This is a genomic window from Actinoallomurus vinaceus (genome assembly GCF_039542055.1).
Taxonomy (GTDB): Bacteria; Actinomycetota; Actinomycetes; order Streptosporangiales; family Streptosporangiaceae; genus Actinoallomurus; species Actinoallomurus vinaceus.
Map to the genome: position 1 here is coordinate 39,223 of NZ_BAABHK010000019.1, position 20,358 is coordinate 59,580.

Here is a 20,358-nt window from a genome sequence, read left to right on the forward strand (position 1 = left end):
CCCCGGGGCGCGTGTCTCAGGTGCTCGTCAGGCCTTGGGGAGGACCTTCAGGCAGGTGCTGGGCACCCAGCCCTTGATCGTCCTGTGGCCCTTGGGCTTGTAAGAGATGTGGTCCCAGGCGTTCTTCCAGTCGTGCTTGTTGTTGCAGCCGTCGTGGTAGTTGTACTTGCCGCCGGTTTCCCACTTGTCGGAGCAGACCGTCTTGCCCTTGGGAAGGACGCCGAGTGCGGTGGCGCTCTTCTTCTTGGACGTGCGGATCTTGATGGCCTCCTTGGCCTTCACCTTGTACAGGCAGGACGCGATGGTCACGTCGGAGGGGGAGGAGGCCGGAGCGGCGGATGCGGAGGGGGAGACTCCGAGGCCGGTGACCGTGATGGCGGCGGCTGCCGCGCCTGCCAACAGAAGCTTTTTCATCGGGAATTCCTATCTACTCGCCTCAACCGCCTGGCTTCGGGCGCAGTTAGTGGATATGCGCGCACAAGCGGGATGACCCGAAGAAGCTACCGAGCACGGTCAGTGCTGGACTAGATGCTGGAGTCCTGCTTCGCCGATCCTTCCCTAGGACCAGTGGCCCAGATATTCACCCCGGCAACGGGTGCCCTTGAGGCACGGATTCCTCGCGGGCTGACGGGCTGGAGGGCGGACAGGGTGGTCCGGCACCCTGTCCGCCGTGTCGTCACTTAACCGATGAAGCGGACGACGTGGGCGGTGTGCCGTCCCGACCCGTACAGGGTCGTGATGTGCACGCTGTGCGAGCCGCGTGGCGGCGCGGCCTCGATGATCTTGTTGTTGCCGATGTAGAGCGCCACGTGGGTCGTGGAGTAGATGTTGTCACCGCTACCCCAGAAGATCAGGTCGCCCTTGCGCAGCGACGACCAGCTCTTCTTCGGTCCCCGGCTGTACTGCTGGCTGGTGTTCGCGCCGATGTCGATGCCCGCGCCCTTGTAGAAGGCGTAGAGCGTGAGACCGGAGCAGTCGAAGCCGTAGCGGCGGTAGTCCTGGTAGCCGCCCGGGCTCGGGGACGCGATGCCGCAGGACGCGCCACCCTTGCCGCCGGCGCCCCACGAGTAGCTGCGGACCTTCTTGGTCTCGGCCGTGGCGAGTGCGATCACCCGTTTGATGCGGGCGCTCGTCGAGCCGACGCGGGAGCCGGAGGAGCCGGTGTTGCGGCCGTGCACGGCCGCGCTGCTGTAGCAGTTGCTGGAGCCGGCACCGCTGCCGCTGCCGCTCGTGCTGCCGCCGCCGGTGCCCTCCGATCCGGTGGTGCACCGGGGGACGCCCGGGACGAAGCCGGTGTGGCCGGTCTTGACGTAGACGTCGGTCACCCAGGTGCCATCGGAGGTCTTGTCCCAGATGTTGGAACCGTACGCGTACTCGCCCGGGTCCTGGCAGACGACGGGGCCCTTCTGCCCCTTCTTGTACTGGTCGACCTTGACGGTCTTGGAGTTGAGCGACTTGCCCGCGCGTCCGTTGAGATTGTCCCCCGCCACGAAGTTGTGGACGGTGACCTTCTTGCTGGACGACGTGGACTGCACGTGCGACGACGAGCAACCGCTGACCGCCGCGATGCCGAGGGAAACGGCCGCGACGCTCAGCCCGTTGACGAGTAGTCGTCTGGATGTCATGAGCGGGTCCTCTCCTGGCGCGGCTCGGGGCCGCGCTGGTCGGGGGCTTGCGGTCGGTGATCATGGCACACCTTGCGGGGAGTAATGCATCTATTTCACAAATCCGGCTGAAACGGACACGCATCGTCACTCAAAGTAAGTGGGTACTGGCCAATGCGAAAATCGCTCGTAAATCCACACTGATGGTTAAAGCAAAGTAAACGTCGCAAACGGGCATTTAGCGGCACTTATCGCCAGGCGTACTATTCTCCGGATCATGGCCGTGACCAGGAGGGATCCGCGGGCCCGTCTGCTGATCGTCGGTGCCGTGCTTCTTCTCGCCGGTCTGACCGCCGGGGCGTACCTCCTCCGCGACCGGCCGCAGACCTGTCAGGGGAAGACCCTGCAGGTCAGCGTGGTCGCGGCCCCGGACATCACCCCCGCGCTCGGCGACATCGCCGCCCGATTCAACGTGCAGCCTCACGAGATCGGTGGAAGGTGCGCGCGGATCACGATCGACATGCGCGACCCGGTGGCGGTCGTACGGTCCCTGAAGAACGGCGAGTCGCTCGACGCGGACGCCTGGGTGCCCGATTCGTCGATGTGGCTGAAGCGCGCCGAGGCCGCCGGTGCGCGGACTCTCGCGACCGGCACGCCCGTCGCCGCGACACCCGTGGTGATCGCCGTCCCGCGTGCCGTCGCCGGCGAGCTACGAGACGCGGGGACGGCCGCCAGCTGGCGCCTCCTGAAGACCGCCCCACTGCACGCGTCGATCCGCACCCTCGACCCGGCCCGCAATGCCGCCGGCGCCGCCGTCACCCTCGCCACCCGCGCCACGATCGGCTCCGTCACCGTCCAGCGCGACCCCGACCTCGGCCGGCTCTACGGGGCCTTCGCCGGACTGTCCGACCTCCGCCGCCCCCTCGTGGCCGCGACGGAACAGTCGGTCGTCGCCTACAACGACACCCACCGGCCCAACCCGGCCGCCGTCCTCGTCCCCGAGGAGGGCACCCTCCTCCTCGACCATCCGCTCGTCGCGGTGACCGGCGACCCGCTGCGCGCGCAGGCCATCGACGCCTTCCGCTGGGCGCTGCGGGCGCGACAGGCCCTCGACACCTTCCAGCGGTACGGCTTCCGTACACCGGACGGCCGCATCGACGCCCGCGACGCGGCCCGGCTCGGCCTGCGTCCCACCCCGCCCAAGATCCTGCCGACCCCGACCCCGGCCCAGGTCGCCGCCGCCACGCGCTGACGTCCTTATGGCCGGATCCGGTCACTGCACGCCTCGGGCAGGGCAGGTCATGCCTGCTCGTCCATGACAACGATCAGCTTGCCGCGGGTATGTTCCGCGATCAGTTCCCGGTAGGCGCGGGCCCCGTCCTCAAGACGGTAGCGACGGCCGATCGCGGCAGGCAGTGATCCGTCGATCGCATGCGCCGCGATGCGCGTCAGGTCGCCGCCGTGCGCGGTCATGAAAGCGGTCTCGACGGTGAGATCGTCACGGCCGAACGCGGCCGGATCCGGTTTGGGGAAGGCCACGTTCACGATTCGCCCGCCTGGGCGGACCGCCTCGCCGAAGGCGACCAGGCGGTCGCCTGGCACCGCCAGGTTGACCACCGCCGCGATGCCGCCGGGGTGGCGGCGCAGCGTCTCGCCGACCACGTCGTCCGCGTGATGGTCGATCACCTCGGTGGCGCCCAGGGAACGGATGTAGGGCTGGTCGGTCGCGGCCGCGGTGGCGATCACGTGCGCCTTCGCCGCGGCGAGGAGCGGGACCACCGTGCTGCCGACACCTCCGGTGGCGCCGATGACCAGGACGGTCTCGTCTGGCTGGAACCGGCCCATCCGCATGACCGGCAACGCGGTCAGGGCGGCCATCGGAAGGCTCGCGGCGTGCTCGACGGCCAGTTCCGCCGGGCGCGGCGCGAGGGCAGGAGTGTCGGCGTCGAAGACGGCGTACTCGGCCATCGTGCCGGTCGTCAGCGAGGGCGGGTCGGATGAGATCGTCGCCATCGCGACCGCGGCACGCGGAAGCCCCAGCCCGAAGACCTCGTCGCCCACGGTGAACCGGGACACGCCGTCCCCGAGCGCGACCACCGTACCGGCGAAGTCGCTCCCCGGCACGTGCGGAAACGTCAGCGGGGCCAGCTCGTGCATCGCACCCTCGACCATGCGGAGGTCGGCGGGGTTCAGAGCCGCGGCGCGCACCCGTACCTGAATCTGCCCGGGGCCCGGCACCGGTACCGGCATCCGCCGGACGGTCAGGCTCTCAGGCGGCCCGTAGGCCTCGGCCACGACCGCCTTCATCGTCGTGCTCATCGCATTCCCCTCTGTACGCGCGGTCTGCCGTGCTTCTGCTCGGCGCCGCGTACCAGGCCGTCGCGCCCCTGCGCGAGGTCGCCCCCCACGATCTGTGGCGGCGCTACCTGAGCCTGATCTTCGACGGGCTCCGGCCCGAAGGGTCGCAGCCTCTTCCCGTTCCGGCGCCCACCGCCGTGCACCTTGCCCCAGCCGGCCGCGCGTCGACGGAATCGCCGTCCGTCGACCGCAGTGCCACGGGCGGTACGTGATCGACAATCCGCTCGGCGTCCAGATCGCCGCCGCCATGTGCGCGTAAAGCGCCCCGCTGAAGATCACCGTCAGTGATCCAGGGGCCGGACCGGCGATCGCGCCGGACGGGAACTTCGCGGCGCCTCGAGCCGTGGGGCGCCGGGTTCTCGGATGATCTTGTGCCTGGTCGAGGGTCTTGACAGGGGTGAGCCGCCGCTCTACGTTCCCAGAACGATTAGGAAACCTTCCTATTCATTTCTGAGGGAGTCGCCCATGTCCTGGTCACGTAGGGTCGCGACCGTCGCCGGTGCTGTCTGCGTGGCGGGTCTCGGTCTGACGGGCAGCGCCTCGGCGCACGAGCGCGCCATACCGCCCCACGTCTTCGCCCCGTACGTCGAGACCTATCTGCCCGACAGCCCTGCCGCGCTGGCCAAGCAGTCCGGCGCCAAGTACCTCACCCTGGCCTTCCTGCAGACCGCGACCCCGGGCTCCTGCACACTCACCTGGAACGGTGACGCCAGCGCCCCGGTGTCCTGGTCGGTCTACGGCGACGACATCACCGCGATCCGCCGCACCGGCGGCGACGTCATCCCCTCCTTCGGCGGCTACGGCGCCGACACCACCAACACCGAGATCGCGGACAGCTGCACCGACGTCAAGGCGATCGCCGCCGCGTACGAGAAGGTCATCACGACCTACGGCGTGACCCGCCTCGACTTCGACGTCGAGGCCGACTCCCTCAACAACACCGCCGCGATCGACCGCCGCAACAAGGCGATCACCCTGGTCCAGGACTGGGCGCGCCGGCACGGCCGGACCGTGCAGTTCGTCTACACGCTGCCGACCTTCACCACGGGCCTCAGCGACCCCGGCGTCGCGCTGCTGCGGAACGCCGAGCAGAACCACGCGAAGATCTCCGTCGTCAACATCATGACCTTCGATTACTACGACAACCAGCCGCACGAGATGGCGCAGGACACCGTCAAGGCCGCGACCGGTCTCGTCGGCCAGCTGAAGGCCATCCACCCGAACGCGAGCCTCAAGCAGCTCTGGTCGCGGGTCGGGATCACCGAGATGGTGGGCATCGACGACTTCGGCCCGGCGGAGACCTTCACCACCGACGACGCGGCCCAGGTCGAGCACTGGGCTACCCAGCAGGGCATCGCCGAGCTGTCCTTCTGGGCCCTGCAGCGCGACAACGGTGGTTGTGTGGGCACCGGCGGCAGCAACACCTGCTCAGGCGTCGCCCAGCAGCCCTGGCAGTTCACCCGCGCCCTCACCCCCTTCACCAGCCGAGCCTGAAACGTCGCGAACCGCCGAGGGTTGTCGGGGCTCTGGCCCCGACAACCCTCGGCGGATCGCCATCCGGTGCGGAAACCCACGGCGATCAAGCGCAGGTCGGGCGGGTTCGGAGCCAGTAGGAGCGGGCGGCGACGGTCAGGGCGATGCCGTAGACGCCGAAGGCGCTCAGCCCGATCCAGCTCACGAGCAGGGCGTCCGCCGACGTGTGGAAGTCACCACGGGGTATGGTCACCGCTCCCGCCGTGGCGAGGGCCGCGTAACCGACTCCGGCCACCCCGTACGGGGCGAGTGTGGCGGCGCCGAGGAGGGCCGGCGTGAGCGGTAGCCAGCGCGGCACCCGCCTGCCGCGTAGGACGAGGGTCCAGCGGGGGAACACCTGGCCCCATGGACGCACCAGCCCGAAGATCAGGAATATGCCGAGCGCGGCGAGCAGCGCGGTGGCGTCGATGCCCCACGACTCCAGCGTGAGCCACAGCCCGGACGCGCCGTTGCGCTCGGCGATCGCGCGCATCTCCGCGCCGCTCGTCCCCGCGAAGGTGCCGCCCACCGCCCACGTCGTCTTCATCAGCGCGTACGGGACGAACGCCAGGGCGCCCGCGTAGGCGGCCCACCGCGCGGACCGGGGAGCCGGGGACGGCGCCGGCGGGCACACCGAGCGTCCCGACGGGCGTCCGGAGCGGGCCGTGACGGCGAGGAGGACGACGCCGAGCGCCGCGAACGCCTCGTTCGCGGCGGCCACCGGGTCGTCGACCCTCTGCTCGAACACCAGCGTGATCACGTTCATCAGCAGGCCGAACGCGGAGATCGCCGACAGGGCGCATGCCGTCCAAAGCAGTGCGCGCCGCCTCGACCGCAGGGCCGCCGCTGCCAGTGCGGCGATCGCCACGACGGACCAGTCGAGTCCGGCCGGAGCCCGATGGTCACCGCCGGCGAAGACAGGCGTGTCGGTCAGCGCGCACACCAGGCCGAAGCCGCCATAGGCCACGGTCCAGAACAGCGCCGCGCGATGCGGCCACGACGACGTCATCCCCAGGCCATCGATCATGCCCTCAAGGTGACATCGGCTTTACCGCCGCGGCCTCCCCCGTCCGAGTGATCCCCTTCGCTCTCATGAGCGGGTGGTTCGAACGCGCAGAGCAGTGTTTTCGCCACACGGTCCGGGGACGCGCTCAGCGGAGCGCGATGAAGTCGGCCGGGTCGCGGGGCGGGCGGTCGCGCGGGGGAGCGGCGGGGTGACCGATGCCGACCGCGCCCATCGGGTCCCAGTTCGGCGGCAGGTCGAGCGTCTCGCGCACCACGTCGGCGCAGAACAGCGTGCTCGACACCCAGCAGGAGCCCAGGCCCTCGACGGCCAGCGCGACCAGGAGGTTCTCCACGCCCGCGCCCATGGCGACGAGGAACATCTCGCGCTCGGCGCGGGAGCGGCGCGCGTCCGGGTAGTCGTGCGCGCCGTCCGTCACGAGGCACGGCACGACGAGATACGGGGCGCGGCGCAGCACGTCGCCGCGTCTCAGCCGCCGGGCGATCGACTCTTCGCTGAACCCGTCGCCGCGCAGGTCGGCGGTCCAGGCGTCGCGCATGGCGTCGAGCAGCCGGTCCTTGCCCTCCTCGACGAGCACGAACCGCCAGGGGGTCGTGTGGTGCGGGGCGGGGGCGGTGATCGCGGCGGCCACGGCGCGCCGGACCGCGGCCGGGTCGACCGGCTCCGGCCCGAACTCCCGTACGGTGCGGCGGGCCGCCAGGACGTCGGCGGAGCCGTACCGGAACATGTCCTCGTCGGGGGAGCGGACGAGCGCCCGTGCCCCCGGTCCGTCCTCCTCGGTCACCAGGTCGCCCAGGCCGCGGACGACCGCGACCGGGACGCCGGCCAGCTTGCCCTTCACCAGCTCGGCGGCCGAGGCGATCTCGTCGGCGATCGAGGTGATCGTGGCGTCGAGGCGGTTGCCGTACGCGTCGACGCGGCCCCGCAGGTCGTCGAGGGGCGGGAGGCCCGCCACGCCGATCGCGGCGTCGGTGAGGCCGAGCCGCCACGGCCGGCCGAGGGTGTCCGAGACGATCACGCCGACGCGGACGCCGGTCAGCTCGTGGAGGCGTGCGCGGATCCGGCGCGCGGAGGCGTCGGGGTCCTCGGGCAGGAGGAGGACCGTGCCCGGTTCGGTGTTGGAGGCGTCCACGCCGGCCGCGGCCAGCACCAGGCCCTGACGGGTCTGCACGATCCGGGTGGCGCCCCGGCGGGCGACCACGCGTACGGTCTCCTGGTCGATCGCCTTCTCCCGGTCGTCGGCGACGAGGACGCGCCCCTCCGCCTTGCTGACGATCTTGGAGGTGACGACGACCACGTCGCCGTCCCGCAGCCCGGCCTCGGCGATCAGTTCGGCGACGTCGTCGCCCTCGTGGACCTCCGGCAGACCGTCGACGCCGAACACCTCGTACCGCACGCCTGCTCTCCCCTCCCCGCTCACGAGCCCAGCTCCGCGGCGAGGTCGAGGGCGGCGCGGGCGATGGCCGCGGCGGCGTCGACGTCCGTCATCAGGAGCGGGCGGGAGCGGACGGCGATGCCGTCGAGGTCGCCGTCCAGGTCGGAGTCGGCCGTGTCGACCAGCCAGCCGTCCAGCAGGTCGGGCCCGTAGTGCGCCGCCACGGCGCCGGCCGAGGTCTCCACGCCGATCGCCGTCAGACACGCGTCGGCCATGCCGCGGACGGGCGCGCCGCCGATGATCGGGGAGACGCCCACGACGGTCTTGGCCGCGACCGCCGGGCGGATGCCCGGCACGGCCAGGATCGTGCCGACGCTCACCACCGGGTTGGACGGCGGCAGGATCACGACGTCGGCGGCCTCCAGGGCCTCCAGCACGCCGGGCGCGGGCTTGGCGTCCTCCGCGCCGACCGCCACGATGGAGCGGGCGGGGACCTGCGCGTGCAGCCGCACCCACCACTCCTGGAAGTGGACGGCGCGCCGGCCCTCGGCGTCCTCGATGACGACGTGGGTCTCCACCCGGTCGTCGCTCATCGGCAGTAGGCGCACGCCGGGCTTCCAGCGGGCGCAGAGCGCCTCGGTCACCGCGGACAGCGGGTATCCGGCGTCGAGCATCTGCGAACGCACGATGTGCGTCCCGAAGTCACGGTCGCCGAGGGTGAACCAGGACGGGCCGACCTCGTACGCGGCCAGCTCCTCGCGGATCGTGAACCGCTCGTCCGCGCGCCCCCACCCCTGTTCTTCGTTGATGCCGCCGCCGAGGGTGTACATCACGGTGTCCAGATCGGGACACACTCGTAGCCCGAACAGTGAAATGTCGTCGCCGGTATTGCCGATGACGGTGATATCCGCCTCTGGGGCGGCCTGCCTCAGTCCGCGCAGGAAACGAGCTCCCCCGATTCCGCCCGCGAGTGCCACGATGCGCATGCGGACAAGTCTGGCACCCCGGGGCCCGGTGGACGCCACGGGCTGTGGGGCAATGTGCGAAGCTTGCGGGGAACGGATCACTCACAGGGAGTAACGCGTGAACAACGACGCCGCGCAGCGGCTACGAGAGCCCGGCGCCTGGGTCCTCCTCGGCTCGGTGTTCCTGCAGATCGTCAGCGGACTGATCAGCCTCTTCACGGACGGCAGGGGCACGACGTTCTCCTACCGCGCCTACATCTTCGCCGGCAATGACAGCTTCTTCTCGGGCGTGGCCGTCGTCGGCCTCGTCGTCGTCGCCGTGCTGCTGGTTTCCCGGGTCGGCGCTCCGACCGCACAGGCCCGTAACGTCGCCCTGGGCGGGGTGATCCTGCTCGGGTTGATCGCGCTGCTCGACGTGATCACCATCCTCGCCGGTCTCGCGGCCGGCGGCGGCAGTGGGGGCATCGTGCTCGACATCCCGGCGGGCGCGAAGTTCGCGATGTTCCTGTACGGCATCGCGAAGCTCGCCGTGCTCGCGGTCGGTGGGTTCTTCGTCTTCTCGGTCTTCCAGTCGTTCGCGCCCGCCCAGCCGGCCGGGCCGCAGTACCCGCAGCAGGGCTACGGCCAGCCGGCGGCGCCGTACGGGCAGCCCGCCTACGGTCAGGTCCAGCAGCCGTACGGCCAGCCGCAGCAGCCCTACGGGCAGCCGCAGGCACCGCAGCAGCCGTACGGCCAGCAGAATCCGTATTCGCAGCAGGCGTACGGCCAGCCGCCCTACTACCAGCAGCCGACGGCCCAGCCGGGGCAGCCCGCTCAGCCGGCTCAGCCGGGGCAGCCCGCCCTGCCTTCCCAGCCCGCGCAACCGGGACAACAGGGTCAGCAGGGACAGGAGGGGTCGACGGGACAAGCGGGGCAGTCGTCGACCGGAGAGAGCGAAGGGGAATGGACTCGCGCCTACGGGGGTACGGATCAGCCGCCGGCCGGGCAGGGCGAGGGGGAGTGGACCCGCGCCTACGGCGGTGGCACGGACCAGTCGGCGCAGGGCGAGCCCTCGTCGGGATCCGGGGAGGCGGATCGGTCGCATCCGGCCGACCCGTACCGGCCGCCGGAGTAGGCTGCGGCGGCAGAAACGCATAACTGCGTGACTCTGCGCAGTGAGCGCTGTCTCCGCAGGTCACCGCGGCTTTTTTAGCCGCACCTCACCGTTCCCTGCCCATTCGGCTTGACGACGCTGGTCATACACGCGTGTAATTTCATGGGTGTAGTTCTGCCTTCCCGGGGGACTCAGTCGGGGAAGGTGACCAGGGGGGACTCCACGGGGCGAGGAGGTGCGTCTGTGAGCGAAGTGCTCATCCCGCTGACGCACGGCACAGAAGACGGCGAAGAGTTGGGCTGGCAGGAGCGCGCACTGTGCGCGCAAACAGATCCGGAAGCCTTCTTTCCGGAAAAGGGCGGCTCGACCCGTGAAGCCAAGAAAGTGTGCCGTGCCTGCGAGGTACGGGCGGAATGCTTGGAATACGCGCTGGGGCATGATGAGCGGTTCGGCATCTGGGGCGGTCTGTCCGAACGCGAACGCCGGAAGCTGAAGCGCGCGGCGGGCTGAGGCCCGCACCAGCGGCGCGGATGCCCGAGGTGATCGTTCACCCGGGGGCCGGCCGGACGGCTCGACGCGGTCCGGTAGGCCCCCGGGGGGCACCACCGTCGTTCCCCGGCGAGCGCTGGGGCTCTAGTCGTCGCGGGAGTCGTACGTGGGGTCGACCGACTCCGGGGCCAGTCCGAGCAGATCCGCGACCTCTTCCACGACCACGTCGCGGACCAGCCGGGCGCGGTCGCGCTCGTCGTCGCCGCCCCGGGCCTCCACCGGCCGCCGGTAGACCACGATCCGCGCCGGCCTGCCGTCCTCCGCGGGCAGCAGGCGCCCCAGCGGAACCGGCTCGGCGGGGTCCGCCCACGACTCGACGGGCGGCACCTCCTCGACGGCGAACTCCACACCGGTCAGCTCGCGGCTCCACCGCTGCTCCAGACGGCGCGCCTCATCGCGGACGAGATCGTCGAAGCGTTCGGCCCGGGTCCGGGAGATGGGCGCGTCCGCCGGCGCGAGCGGCCCTCGCATCCCGCGGCCACGGCGGTCGCGGCGGCGTGTGCTGGAGCGTGTCACCCGGGATCGCACTCCTTGAGCATAGTCCCGACCTTGCCCGGCTGCCCCCCGCACAAAGATCCGTTATGCGGTCGCGCGTCGGAAATACGGCGACACGAAGTGAGGATAGTGGCGCGGGTACGGCAGGAGGAGATACGTTCCCGTCGTGAGCCACGTCCGGATCTGCTCCCGCACCGCGTGCAAGCAGTCTGCTGTCTACACGCTCACGTACGTCTACGCCGACTCGACCGCTGTTCTGGGCCCGCTGGCAGCGTACGTCGAGCCCCATTGCTACGACCTCTGCGCCGAGCACGCCGAGCGCCTGACCGCCCCCGTCGGCTGGGAGCTCGTCCGGCTGCCCGCCGAAGAGTCCGAGCCGACGAGTGACGACCTCGAGGCGCTGGCCAACGCCGTCCGCGAGGCCGCCAAGCCCGCCACGCCAAGGCAGGAGCCGGTGGGACAGGGCGTCGAGGTCGGCCGCCGAGGCCATCTGCGAGTGCTCCGCTCGGACACGCCCCGCAAGCCCTGATCCGCTCCCGGTAGGCTCAGGACGGCAATGCGACGACCGGGCCGTGAGCAGGGGAGCGTCAGTGGGCGACCTGGCCAAGATCTTCAAGGCGTACGACGTCCGAGGCGTCGTGCCCTATGAGTTCGACGAGGCGATAGCCGAGGCGGCGGGCGCCGCCTTCGTCCGCGTCACCGGCGCCACGGCGATCGTGACCGCCCACGACATGCGCACCTCGTCGGGCCCGCTGTCCGCGGCGTTCGCCCGGGGCGCCACCGCCCAGGGCGCCGACGTGACCGAGGCGGGTCTCGGCTCGACCGACCTGCTCTACTACGCGAGCGGCAGCCTGGGCCTGCCCGGCGCCATGTTCACCGCCAGCCACAACCCGGCCAAGTACAACGGGATCAAGCTGTGCCGCGCGGGCGCCCGGCCGATCGGCCGCGACACCGGGCTCAGCGAGATCCGCCGGCTGGTGGAGGAGGGCGTCCCGGCCCACGACGGCCCGGCCGGCACGGTCCGCCGGCTCGACGTGCTGCCGGGCTACGCCGCCCACCTGCGCTCGCTCGTCGACCTGTCGGGCATCCGTCCGCTCAAGGTCGTCGTCGACGCCGGCAACGGCATGGGCGGCCACACGGTGCCGAGCGTGTTCGAGGGCCTGCCGGTCGACCTGGTCCCGCTCTACTTCGAGCTCGACGGCACGTTCCCCAACCACGAGGCCAACCCGATCGAGCCGGAGAACCTCCGGGACCTTCAGGCGGCCGTGCGCGAGCACGGCGCCGACATCGGGCTGGCCTTCGACGGTGACGCCGACCGCTGCTTCGTCGTCGACGAGCGCGGCGAGCCGGTCACCCCCTCGGCGATCACCGCCCTGGTGGCCGTACGGGAGCTGGCCAAGCACCCCGGCGCGCGCATCGTGCACAACCTGATCACCTCGCGGGCCGTGCCCGAGATCATCCGCGAGCACGGCGGCGAGCCCGTCCGTACGCGGGTCGGGCACTCGTTCATCAAGCAGACGATGGCCGAGACCGGCGCCGTCTTCGGCGGGGAGCACTCCGCCCACTACTACTTCCGCGACTTCTGGTACGCCGATTCCGGCATGCTCGCGGCGCTGCACGTGCTCGCCGCGCTCGGCGAGCAGGACGGCCCGCTGTCCGCGCTGCTCGCCGCCTACAGCCCGTACACCGCCTCGGGTGAGATCAACTCCGAGGTGGCCGACCAGGAGGCCGCAACCGCGCGGGTCCGCGCGGAGTTCGCGGGGCGCCCCGGCGTGACCGTGGACGAGCTCGACGGCCTCACGGTCAGCCGCGACGACTGGTGGTTCAACCTCCGCCCGTCCAACACCGAACCTCTTCTCCGCCTCAACGCCGAGGCGGCCGACCCCCAGACCATGTCCGCGGTGCGCGACGAAGTGCTCGCCATCGTCCGAAAGGAAGACAGTTGAAGATCGACGACTGGCTGCTCGAGATCCTGGCCTGCCCCAACTGCCGGGGCGAGCTGAAGGCCGACGAGGCGGCCGACGAACTCGTCTGCACTGGAACGTGCAAGTACGCCTACCCGGTGCGCGACGACATCCCGGTCCTCCTCGTCGACGAGGCACGGACCCCGGCCTGACATGAGTCCTGTCGAGGTCGACCCCGGCCGCCTCGACGATCCCGAGGCGCTGGCGGCCGCCGATCGAGGCGACATGCTGCGGAGCGTCGCGTCCGCCGCCGCGCAGGTGCGTGAGGCCCGGCTGCACACCACCGAGGCGGGCGTCGAGCGGATCGCGCAGGGCGGCCGTCCGCGTGCCCTCGTCGTCGTCGGCACCGGCGGCTCCGGCCTTGCCGGGGAGGTGCTGGCCGCCGTCTGCGGCCAGGGCTGCCCGGTGCCCATCACGACCGTACGCGGCCACCGGCTGCCCGGCTGGGTGGGCGCGCCCGACGTCGTCATCGCCGTGTCCGGCTCGGGGGACACCGAGGAGACCCTGTCGGCGGCGGTCGAGGCCGTACGCCGCGGCTGCCGCCTGCTGTGCGTCGGCCCCGGCGGATCGCCGCTGGGCGACATCGCCGTGCAGGCCGGCGTGCCGTTCGTGCCGGTACGCCCGGCCGGCCCGGAGCGGACGATGCTGTGGGGGCTGACCGTCCCCCTGCTCCTGACCGCGCGGGCGCTCGGGCTGGCCGACGTCACGCCCGAGGCGCTGGAGCGGGCCGCCGTCGTGCTGGAGGACATGAGCCACCAGTGCCGCCCCAGCAGTGAGGCGTTCGTCAATCCCGGCAAGCAGGTCGCCCTGCAGATCGCCGGGTCCATCCCGGTCATCTGGGGCACGTCGCCGCTGACCGGGACGGCGGCCCGCCGGTTCGCGAGCCGCCTCGCGGCCGACGCCGGCTACCCCGCCGTCCACGGCGAGCTGCCGGCGGCGTGGCACGACCAGGCGGCGATGTTCGACGGCCCGTTCACCGCCGGGTCCGGCGCCGGCGCCGAGGAGGACTTCTTCCGCGACCGGGTCGAGGACCCGGAGCCCACACGGCTGTCCCTGGTGCTCGTCCACGACGTGGACGAGCACCCGCGGGTGACCAGGCGGCGGGAGATCGCCGCCGAGTTCGCCCGCGACCGCGCGGTGCCCGTCATCGAGCTCACCGCCCCGGGTACTCATCCGCTGGAGCGGCTCGCCGGGCTCATCGCGCACATCGACTACGTCAGCGTCTACCTGGCCCTGGCCCTCGGGATCGACCCGTCGGCCGACCGGGCACTCGAAGAGAGGATCACGTGAGTAACACCGGCCGCGCGACGGACAGGAGCGACCGTGAGTGCTGAAGGCGGTACCAAGGCGATCATTGCGGCACTCGGGGCGAACCTCGGCATCGCGGCTGCGAAGTTCGTGGCGTTCGCGTTCACCGGATCGGCGTCGATGATGGCCGAGGGGGTGCACTCGGTCGCCGACTCGGGCAACCAGGCCCTGCTGCTGCTCGGCAGCAAGCGGTCGAAGCGGGCGAGCGACCGTGAGCACCCGTTCGGCTACGGCTCCGAGCGCTACTTCTACGCGTTCATCGTCGCCGTCGTGCTGTTCACCATCGGTGCCCTGTTCTCGCTGTACGAGGGCTGGCACAAGGTCATTGACCCGCACGACGTCGATGACCCGGCCTGGGCGTTCGGCGTGCTGATCTTCGCGATCCTCCTCGAGGGGTTCTCGTTCCGTACCGCGCTCAAGGAGGCCAACCAGTCCCGAGGGCGCGGGCAGAGCTGGGTGTCCTACATCCGCCGTGCCAAGGCGCCCGAGCTGCCGGTGGTCATCCTGGAAGACTTCGCGGCCCTGCTCGGCCTGGTCATCGCCCTGATCTGCGTGGCGCTCGCGGTCGTCACCGGCGACGGCGTCTGGGACGGCGTCGGCTCGATGGCCATCGGCGTGCTGCTGGCGTTCGTGGCGATCGTGCTGGCCGTCGAGACCAAGAGCATGCTCATCGGCGAGGCGGCGTCCACGGACGTCGAGAAGCAGATCACGGCGGAGCTGGAGTCGGTCGAGGAGGTCGACCGCGTCATCCACCTGCGCACCCTGCACGTCGGCCCGGAGGAGCTGCTCGTCGCCGCGAAGATCGCGGTCACCCATGACGACACGGCCGGGGAGGTGGCCAAGGCCATCGACGCCGCGGAGAAGCGCATCCGCGCCGCCGTCCCCATGGCCCACCACATCTACCTCGAACCCGACCTGGACCGCTCCGGAGTGGCATCGGAGCCCGGCCCGAAGGCCTGAGGCGCGTCGGTCATCGGGCCGGTGAGACCAGGCCCGCTTCGTAGGCGAGGATGACGAGCTGGACGCGGTCACGGGCGTCCAGCTTGGCGAGCAGGCTGGCGACGTGGGCCTTGGCGGTTCCCGGGCTGATGTGGAGATGGGCGGCCAGCTCGGCGTTGGACAGGCCGCGGCCGACCAGGGTGAGGACCTCGCGTTCGCGTGGGGTGATGCGGCCGAGCTCCGGCGGCGGGGCGGGTTCGGGACGGCCGGCGAACTCGGCGATGAGGCGGCGGGTGACGCCCGGGGCGATCAGGGCGTCGCCGGCGGCGACCACGTGGATGGCGGCGAGGATGTCGTCGAGGGCCATGTCCTTGACGAGGAAGCCGCCCGCGCCGGCGCGGAGCGAGGCGTAGACGTTGGCGTCGGTGTCGTACGTGGTGAGGATGATGACGCGGGCGGCCGCGGAGCCGGCGGTGATCATCTCGGTGGCCTCGATGCCGTCCATGCCGGGCATGCGGATGTCCATGACGACCACCTCGGGGTGCAGTTCCCGGACGAGCCGGACGGCCTCGGCTCCGGTCGCCGCCTCGCCGACGACCTCGACGTCCGGGGTGGCATCGATGACCATGCGCAGTCCGGCGCGGACCAGTTCCTGGTCGTCGGCGAGGAGAACGCGGATCGTCATCGCGGCCGCCCGGCGGTCGCGGGGAGGGGCAGTCGTGCGCTGACGCGGAAGCCGCCTTCGGGACGTGGGCCGGCGCTGAGACGACCGCCCAGGAGGGCGGCCCGTTCGCGCATGCCGGAGATGCCGTGCCCGGATCCGGCATCGGCCGTGCCGCCCTGTCCCGCATCGACGATCTCGACGTGCAGTTCGTCCGGCCGCTGATCGATCGACACCCGGCAGTGGCGGGTGCCCGCGTGGCGGATCACGTTGGTCACCGACTCCTGGACGATGCGGAAGGCCGCGTGGTCGACGATGGGCGGCAGCGGGCGTGGTCGCCCCCGCAGGCGCACGTCCACCGTGACGCCGACCGCCGCCGTGGTCACGGTGAGCCGGTCCAGGTCGGCCAGTCCCGCGAGCGGGGCGGCCTCCTCGAGCGTCGTGCCGGGGTCGGTCTGGCGGAGGACGTCGAGCATGCGCCGCAGCCCCTGCAGGGTCTGCCGGCTGGTGGCCTCGACCGCCCGCAGCGCGTCCCGGGCCTGCTGCGGCGAAGTGTCGATGACCCGGCTGCCCGCGCCGGCCTGAATGGCGATCACGCCGATGCCGTGGGCGACCATGTCATGGAGTTCCCGGGCGATGCGCAAACGCTCGGCGGTGACCGCCTGCACCTCCGCCTGCGCGCGGAGCCTCTCGCCGTACTCGCGCCGCTGGCGGAGCAGCGTCCCGGCCAGCCAGGCCGTCAGCACGCTCAGGGCGAGGAGCACGGCCAGGACCAGGAAGCCCGGCACCAGCAGCCGATGCCGGCCCCCGTCCGCGAACAGGCCCGCCTGATAGGCCGACTCCTGCACCGCGAGCGTGGCGACGGCCGCGGCCAGGGGGTGCACGCGAGTGGCGGCCACGAACGCGACCAACAGGTCCAACGCCACGAACAGCGGCCAGATCTGCTCGCCGCGCAGTCCCAGCGGCACCGCCGCGGCGACTTCGGCCAGGACCGCCACCAGCACCGGCCACGGGCGGTGCCTCGCCCACCCGAGCGGCAAGGCCATGACCACGGTCACGGCGACCAGGACGGCGTCCGGTTCGTTCCAACGACTCCCGGGCCGGGCACCGCCCGTGATCGTGGCGAACAGCACCAGGGCGACCCCGGCCACCCCGCACCCGGTGAGCGCGATCCGCGCGATGGGAGGCAGGCGGCGCGGCGGCGAGGGCGAATGAGGGGACTCCACGGCCGGAGCGTACGGGTCCGGGTACCGCCCCGGCGTCGGCCTTGAGGCGTATGCCCGCAGGCGTATGCCCGCAGGCCGACCGCGTGCGGCCGGATTCCCGCCGCCGGGCCGATGCCACGCCGCCACCGGCTCCGGCAGCGTGGATCGGGTGATCGAAGTCAACGGATTGACCAAACGCTACGGGGACGTCCTGGCGGTCGACGACCTGAGCTTCACGGTGCCGCCCGGCCAGGTCACCGGGTTCCTCGGCCCGAACGGCGCCGGTAAGAGCACGACGCTGCGGATGATCCTCGGATTGAACCGGCCCACCGCCGGCACCGCCACGATCGACGGGCGGCCGTTCGCCGAGCGGCGCGCCGGACTGCACCACGCCGGCGCGCTCCTGGATGCCGGCGACGTCCATCCGGGACGCAGCGCCGCCGCGCACCTGTCCGCGCTGGCCCGCGGCAACGGCCTGCCCCGCCGCCGGGTGCACCAGGTCCTGGAGGAGGTGGGGCTGGCGGGTGCGGCGCGCCGCCGTGTCGGTGGGTTCTCCCTGGGCATGCGGCAGCGACTGGGCATCGCGTCGGCGCTGCTGGGGGATCCGCCCGTGCTGCTGTTCGACGAGCCGGTCAACGGCCTGGACCCCGAGGGTGTGCGCTGGGTCCGGGGCCTGTTCCGGCGACTGGCCGCCGAGGGCCGTACCGTGCTGGTCTCCAGCCACCTGATGAGCGAGATGCAGAACACCGCCGACCGGCTGGTGGTCGTCGGTCGCGGGCAGCTGATCGCGGAGGAGACCGTCGCCGAGTTCGCGGCGCGCGGCACCCGCGCCCGTGTCACGGTGCGCACTCCCGAGTCCGCTCGCCTGGCCGCCGTGCTCACCGCCGCCGGTGCCGTCGCGGCCGCGGACGGCCTCGACGCGCTGACGGTGACCGGACTGTCCGCCGCCCGCGTCGGTGAACTGGCCTTCCAGAACCGGATCCTGCTGCACGAGCTCGCGGCGCGCACCGCGTCGCTGGAAGAGGCGTTCATGGAACTCACCGCCGACCGCGTCGAGTACCGCGCGGGAGACCGCCGATGACCGCCCCGGCGTCGCCCCGGGCGGCCGTGCCGCGTCCGGCCGCCGGGCGTCGTCCGGCCGCCGGCCCCGGCGTCCGGTTCCGCGACCTGCTCGCCGCCGAGTGGATCAAACTCTGGTCGCTGCGCTCGACCCGCTGGGTCCTGGGGCTCGGCGTGCTGCTCGTCATCGCAGCCGCCCTGCAGAAGAGCCTGGACGCCTACGACTCCTGGCCGACGTTCCGCCCCGTGGAGAAGGCGCACTTCGACCCGATGACCGCGGCGTTCAGCGGCGTGACCGCGACCCTCGTCATGATCGGTGCGAGCGTGGTGGGCGCGCTGGCGATCGCCGGCGAGTATTCCACCGGCCTGATCCGCACGACCTTGACCGCCGTCCCGGCCCGCGGGCGCGTCGTGGCGGCCAAGGCGACCGTCATGGCGGGTGTCATGCTCGTGCTCGGCGCGGTCCTGTCGCTGGGCACCTTCGCCGTGAGCCAGGCCATCCTGTCCGGGCGCGGTGTCGCCCTGTCGCCCGGCGACTCCGGCGTACCGCACGTGCTGGTCGCCAACGCGCTGCTCGCACCCCTGTCCGCGCTGGTCGGCATGGGCATCGGGGCGCTGCTCCGGCACACCGCCGGCACCGTCGCCGCGTGCTGCGCCGTCCTGGTGATCGTGCCCGGCTTCTTCAAACCCACCGTCCACCAGTGGGCCAACGATCTCTACGCCTGGTTCCCCTTCTACGACTGGGTCCACTGCCTGTCGCTGCGGCACCCCCTGTCGGCCCCCGCGCTGCCGACGACCAGCGGCTCGTGGATCGTCTTCGCCCTGTGGCCCCTGGTCGCCGCCGTCCTCGCCGTGATCGTCGTACGGCGGCGTGACGTATGACCACCCGGCCATTCACACAACCCCTGAGGAACCCGATGACATTCGAACCAGCACAGTCGCAGCCCGCCGGACGCACCCCGACGGGCCGGCACGGCCGGAAGCCCCGGCTGATGACCGCGCTGCCCGCCGTCTTCCTCGCCGCGGCGCTGGCGGCGTGCGCGCCCGCGTCGCCGGCCCGGCAGACGGCGGCGTCCGGTGCCTCCGCGTCCTCCGCCGACGCGTCCTCGCACGCGACCAGCGCCCAAGCGGAACTGCCTCGCCCGACGGGCCGGCACGCGGTCGGCCGAGCGACGCTGCATCTGGTCGACAAGAACCGCCCGGATCCCTGGGTACCGACCGCCGGCCCGCGGCAGCTGATGGTGTCGATGTACTACCCGGCCCGGCCCAGGACCGGCGGACCCGCCCCGTACATGACCACCGAGGAGGCCCGTCTCCTGCTGCAGAGGAAGGCCCCGAACTCCACCATCCCACCCGAGACGATCAGTCGCATCCGCACCTACGCGCACACGGACGCGCGACCGACGCACGGCCGCTTCCCGCTGGTGGTGCTGTCGCCCGGTCTCACACTGCCGCGCGCCGTCCTCTCCGGGCTCGCCGAGGACCTGGCCAGCCGCGGCTACGTGGTCGCGCTGGTGGACCACACCTACGAGGCCGCCGGCATCACCTTCCCCGACGGGAAGACCCTCGCCTGCGTCATCTGCGACCGGCCTCCCGCAGGCGGCCCGCCGGCCATCGCCGAAAGCCGGGCCAGGGACATCACCTTCGTGATCGATCAACTGACCGGCCCGCATCCGGCCTGGCGCTCCGCCCGCATGATCGACACTAGGCACATCGGCGTGGCCGGACACTCCATCAGCGGCGACGCCGCGCCCTTGGCCATGGCCGCCGACGACCGGGTACGGGCCGGAGTGAACCTGGACGGTACCTTCTACGCGCCGGTCCCCGCCACCGGCCTGCACGGCCGCCCCTTCCTGCTCCTCGGTACGCAGTCCATCCACAGCTCGGGCAGTGACAAGGACACGACCTGGGACCGCGACTGGCCGAAACTCGACGGCTGGAAGCGCTGGCCGGCCGTCGCCGGTGCCGACCACTCCAGCTTCACCGACGGGCCGGTCCTGGAGACGATGCTGGGCATGCCGATCGAGCTGTCCGCGCAGCGCTCACTGGCGATCACCCGTGCCTACGTCGGCGCCTTCTTCGACCTGCACTTCAAAGGCAGGCACCGGGTCCTGCTCGACGGGCCGACGGCGGCAAATCCCGAGGTGACCTTCCAGCACCCGTAACCCGCATCCGCGCCGGCCGGTGACCGGCCACGGCTCGGCAGTTCGTCGCACCATGGCCACTCCGTGATCGTTTCCTGACACC

The 20,358-nt window shown here is 71.7% G+C and carries 22 protein-coding genes; 13 read left to right on the top strand and 9 right to left on the bottom strand.

All coding sequences use genetic code 11. The features are described from left to right. Window positions 1–27 precede the first annotated feature (27 nt). Window positions 28–414 carry a hypothetical protein gene (locus tag ABEA24_RS44200; protein ID WP_345440055.1) on the bottom strand — a complete coding sequence of 129 codons (387 nt, stop codon included), beginning with the start codon at window positions 412–414 and terminating at the stop codon, window positions 28–30. Between the two features lie 266 nt (window positions 415–680). Continuing rightward, complete coding sequence (locus ABEA24_RS44205; RefSeq protein ID WP_345440057.1) at window positions 681–1,625, bottom strand: C40 family peptidase; 945 nt, start codon at window positions 1,623–1,625, stop codon at window positions 681–683. A 256-nt stretch (window positions 1,626–1,881) separates the two neighbouring features. Here ABEA24_RS44205 and ABEA24_RS44210 point away from each other — a divergent pair, with 256 nt between their 5' ends. Next, window positions 1,882–2,856, top strand: coding sequence for a substrate-binding domain-containing protein (locus ABEA24_RS44210; RefSeq protein ID WP_345440059.1), 975 nt, complete (start codon window positions 1,882–1,884; stop codon window positions 2,854–2,856). Window positions 2,857–2,903: 47 nt separating this feature from the next. Here the strand turns inward: ABEA24_RS44210 and ABEA24_RS44215 are convergent, their stop codons facing one another. Beyond that, complete coding sequence (locus tag ABEA24_RS44215) at window positions 2,904–3,923, bottom strand: NADP-dependent oxidoreductase (RefSeq protein ID WP_345440061.1); 1,020 nt, start codon at window positions 3,921–3,923, stop codon at window positions 2,904–2,906. Window positions 3,924–3,952: 29 nt separating this feature from the next. On the opposite strand from ABEA24_RS44215, the gene ABEA24_RS44220 reads away from it, so the two are divergent. Together ABEA24_RS44220 and ABEA24_RS44225 are read left to right on the top strand one after the other, a co-directional pair. Next, complete coding sequence (locus ABEA24_RS44220; RefSeq protein ID WP_345440063.1) at window positions 3,953–4,174, top strand: hypothetical protein; 222 nt, start codon at window positions 3,953–3,955, stop codon at window positions 4,172–4,174. Window positions 4,175–4,427: 253 nt separating this feature from the next. Further along, complete coding sequence (locus ABEA24_RS44225) at window positions 4,428–5,456, top strand: chitinase (RefSeq protein WP_345440065.1); 1,029 nt, start codon at window positions 4,428–4,430, stop codon at window positions 5,454–5,456. 85 nt (window positions 5,457–5,541) lie between these two features. Here ABEA24_RS44225 and ABEA24_RS44230 read toward each other — a convergent pair whose 3' ends face one another. The 3 genes from ABEA24_RS44230 to cofD form a co-directional block, all read right to left on the bottom strand. Continuing rightward, window positions 5,542–6,501 carry a hypothetical protein gene (locus ABEA24_RS44230; RefSeq protein ID WP_345440067.1) on the bottom strand — a complete coding sequence of 320 codons (960 nt, stop codon included), beginning with the start codon at window positions 6,499–6,501 and terminating at the stop codon, window positions 5,542–5,544. Between the two features lie 124 nt (window positions 6,502–6,625). Next, window positions 6,626–7,894: a coenzyme F420-0:L-glutamate ligase gene (locus tag ABEA24_RS44235; protein ID WP_345440069.1), complete on the bottom strand. Its 1,269-nt coding sequence runs from the start codon at window positions 7,892–7,894 to the stop codon at window positions 6,626–6,628. Window positions 7,895–7,914: 20 nt separating this feature from the next. Next, complete coding sequence (gene cofD, locus ABEA24_RS44240) at window positions 7,915–8,859, bottom strand: 2-phospho-L-lactate transferase (protein WP_345440071.1); 945 nt, start codon at window positions 8,857–8,859, stop codon at window positions 7,915–7,917. 97 nt (window positions 8,860–8,956) lie between these two features. On the opposite strand from cofD, the gene ABEA24_RS44245 reads away from it, so the two are divergent. Both ABEA24_RS44245 and ABEA24_RS44250 read left to right on the top strand, forming a co-directional pair. Further along, on the top strand, window positions 8,957–9,952 hold the full coding sequence (locus ABEA24_RS44245; protein WP_345440073.1) for a hypothetical protein: 996 nt from the start codon (window positions 8,957–8,959) through the stop codon (window positions 9,950–9,952). Window positions 9,953–10,174: 222 nt separating this feature from the next. Beyond that, window positions 10,175–10,441 (top strand): WhiB family transcriptional regulator, encoded by a 267-nt coding sequence (locus ABEA24_RS44250; RefSeq protein ID WP_345440075.1) that lies wholly within the window; start codon window positions 10,175–10,177, stop codon window positions 10,439–10,441. Between the two features lie 123 nt (window positions 10,442–10,564). Here ABEA24_RS44250 and ABEA24_RS44255 read toward each other — a convergent pair whose 3' ends face one another. Further along, entirely contained in the window at window positions 10,565–10,951 is a 387-nt protein-coding gene (locus ABEA24_RS44255; protein WP_345440508.1) for a metallopeptidase family protein, read from the bottom strand. Window positions 10,952–11,141: 190 nt separating this feature from the next. Here ABEA24_RS44255 and ABEA24_RS44260 point away from each other — a divergent pair, with 190 nt between their 5' ends. The 5 genes from ABEA24_RS44260 (at window position 11,142) to ABEA24_RS44280 (ending at window position 15,207) form a co-directional block, all read left to right on the top strand. Further along, window positions 11,142–11,504: a DUF3499 domain-containing protein gene (locus ABEA24_RS44260; RefSeq protein ID WP_345440077.1), complete on the top strand. Its 363-nt coding sequence runs from the start codon at window positions 11,142–11,144 to the stop codon at window positions 11,502–11,504. A 61-nt stretch (window positions 11,505–11,565) separates the two neighbouring features. After that, window positions 11,566–12,921, top strand: a complete 1,356-nt coding sequence (locus ABEA24_RS44265; protein ID WP_345440079.1) for a phosphomannomutase/phosphoglucomutase — start codon at window positions 11,566–11,568, stop codon at window positions 12,919–12,921. Beyond that, window positions 12,918–13,091 (top strand): Trm112 family protein, encoded by a 174-nt coding sequence (locus ABEA24_RS44270; protein WP_345440081.1) that lies wholly within the window; start codon window positions 12,918–12,920, stop codon window positions 13,089–13,091. The genes ABEA24_RS44265 and ABEA24_RS44270 overlap by 4 nt, the downstream gene beginning before the upstream one ends. A 1-nt stretch (window position 13,092) precedes the next feature. Further along, a complete protein-coding gene (locus ABEA24_RS44275; RefSeq protein WP_345440083.1) occupies window positions 13,093–14,229 on the top strand; it encodes an SIS domain-containing protein in 1,137 nt (378 codons plus the stop codon). 33 nt (window positions 14,230–14,262) lie between these two features. Continuing rightward, on the top strand, window positions 14,263–15,207 hold the full coding sequence (locus ABEA24_RS44280) for a cation diffusion facilitator family transporter (RefSeq protein WP_345440085.1): 945 nt from the start codon (window positions 14,263–14,265) through the stop codon (window positions 15,205–15,207). Window positions 15,208–15,217: 10 nt separating this feature from the next. Here the strand turns inward: ABEA24_RS44280 and ABEA24_RS44285 are convergent, their stop codons facing one another. Continuing rightward, a complete protein-coding gene (locus tag ABEA24_RS44285) occupies window positions 15,218–15,871 on the bottom strand; it encodes a response regulator (protein ID WP_345440087.1) in 654 nt (217 codons plus the stop codon). Continuing rightward, entirely contained in the window at window positions 15,868–17,073 is a 1,206-nt protein-coding gene (locus ABEA24_RS44290; protein WP_345440089.1) for a sensor histidine kinase, read from the bottom strand. The genes ABEA24_RS44285 and ABEA24_RS44290 overlap by 4 nt, the downstream gene beginning before the upstream one ends. Window positions 17,074–17,221: 148 nt before the next feature. Here ABEA24_RS44290 and ABEA24_RS44295 point away from each other — a divergent pair, with 148 nt between their 5' ends. Genes ABEA24_RS44295 through ABEA24_RS44305 form a run of 3 tightly spaced genes read left to right on the top strand, consistent with a single transcriptional unit; the run spans window position 17,222 to window position 20,276 of the window. Then, window positions 17,222–18,133 carry an ATP-binding cassette domain-containing protein gene (locus tag ABEA24_RS44295; RefSeq protein WP_345440091.1) on the top strand — a complete coding sequence of 304 codons (912 nt, stop codon included), beginning with the start codon at window positions 17,222–17,224 and terminating at the stop codon, window positions 18,131–18,133. Further along, a complete protein-coding gene (locus tag ABEA24_RS44300) occupies window positions 18,130–18,993 on the top strand; it encodes an ABC-2 transporter permease (protein ID WP_345440093.1) in 864 nt (287 codons plus the stop codon). Before ABEA24_RS44295 ends, ABEA24_RS44300 begins: the two co-directional genes overlap by 4 nt. Before the next feature lie 35 nt (window positions 18,994–19,028). Beyond that, window positions 19,029–20,276, top strand: a complete 1,248-nt coding sequence (locus ABEA24_RS44305; RefSeq protein ID WP_345440095.1) for an alpha/beta hydrolase family protein — start codon at window positions 19,029–19,031, stop codon at window positions 20,274–20,276. The last annotated feature ends 82 nt before the right edge of the window (window positions 20,277–20,358 follow it).

Coding starts and splice junctions, on each gene's coding strand:
- ABEA24_RS44205 (WP_345440057.1), bottom strand. CDS start 1,625: ATGACATCCAGACGACTACTCGTCAACGGGCTGAGCGTCGCGGCCGTT.
- ABEA24_RS44200 (WP_345440055.1), bottom strand. CDS start 414: ATGAAAAAGCTTCTGTTGGCAGGCGCGGCAGCCGCCGCCATCACGGTC.
- ABEA24_RS44230 (WP_345440067.1), bottom strand. CDS start 6,501: ATGATCGATGGCCTGGGGATGACGTCGTCGTGGCCGCATCGCGCGGCG.
- ABEA24_RS44300 (WP_345440093.1), top strand. CDS start 18,130: ATGACCGCCCCGGCGTCGCCCCGGGCGGCCGTGCCGCGTCCGGCCGCC.
- ABEA24_RS44275 (WP_345440083.1), top strand. CDS start 13,093: ATGAGTCCTGTCGAGGTCGACCCCGGCCGCCTCGACGATCCCGAGGCG.
- ABEA24_RS44255 (WP_345440508.1), bottom strand. CDS start 10,951: ATGCGAGGGCCGCTCGCGCCGGCGGACGCGCCCATCTCCCGGACCCGG.
- ABEA24_RS44215 (WP_345440061.1), bottom strand. CDS start 3,923: ATGAGCACGACGATGAAGGCGGTCGTGGCCGAGGCCTACGGGCCGCCT.
- ABEA24_RS44210 (WP_345440059.1), top strand. CDS start 1,882: ATGGCCGTGACCAGGAGGGATCCGCGGGCCCGTCTGCTGATCGTCGGT.
- ABEA24_RS44285 (WP_345440087.1), bottom strand. CDS start 15,871: ATGACGATCCGCGTTCTCCTCGCCGACGACCAGGAACTGGTCCGCGCC.
- ABEA24_RS44305 (WP_345440095.1), top strand. CDS start 19,029: ATGACATTCGAACCAGCACAGTCGCAGCCCGCCGGACGCACCCCGACG.
- cofD (WP_345440071.1), bottom strand. CDS start 8,859: ATGCGCATCGTGGCACTCGCGGGCGGAATCGGGGGAGCTCGTTTCCTG.
- ABEA24_RS44225 (WP_345440065.1), top strand. CDS start 4,428: ATGTCCTGGTCACGTAGGGTCGCGACCGTCGCCGGTGCTGTCTGCGTG.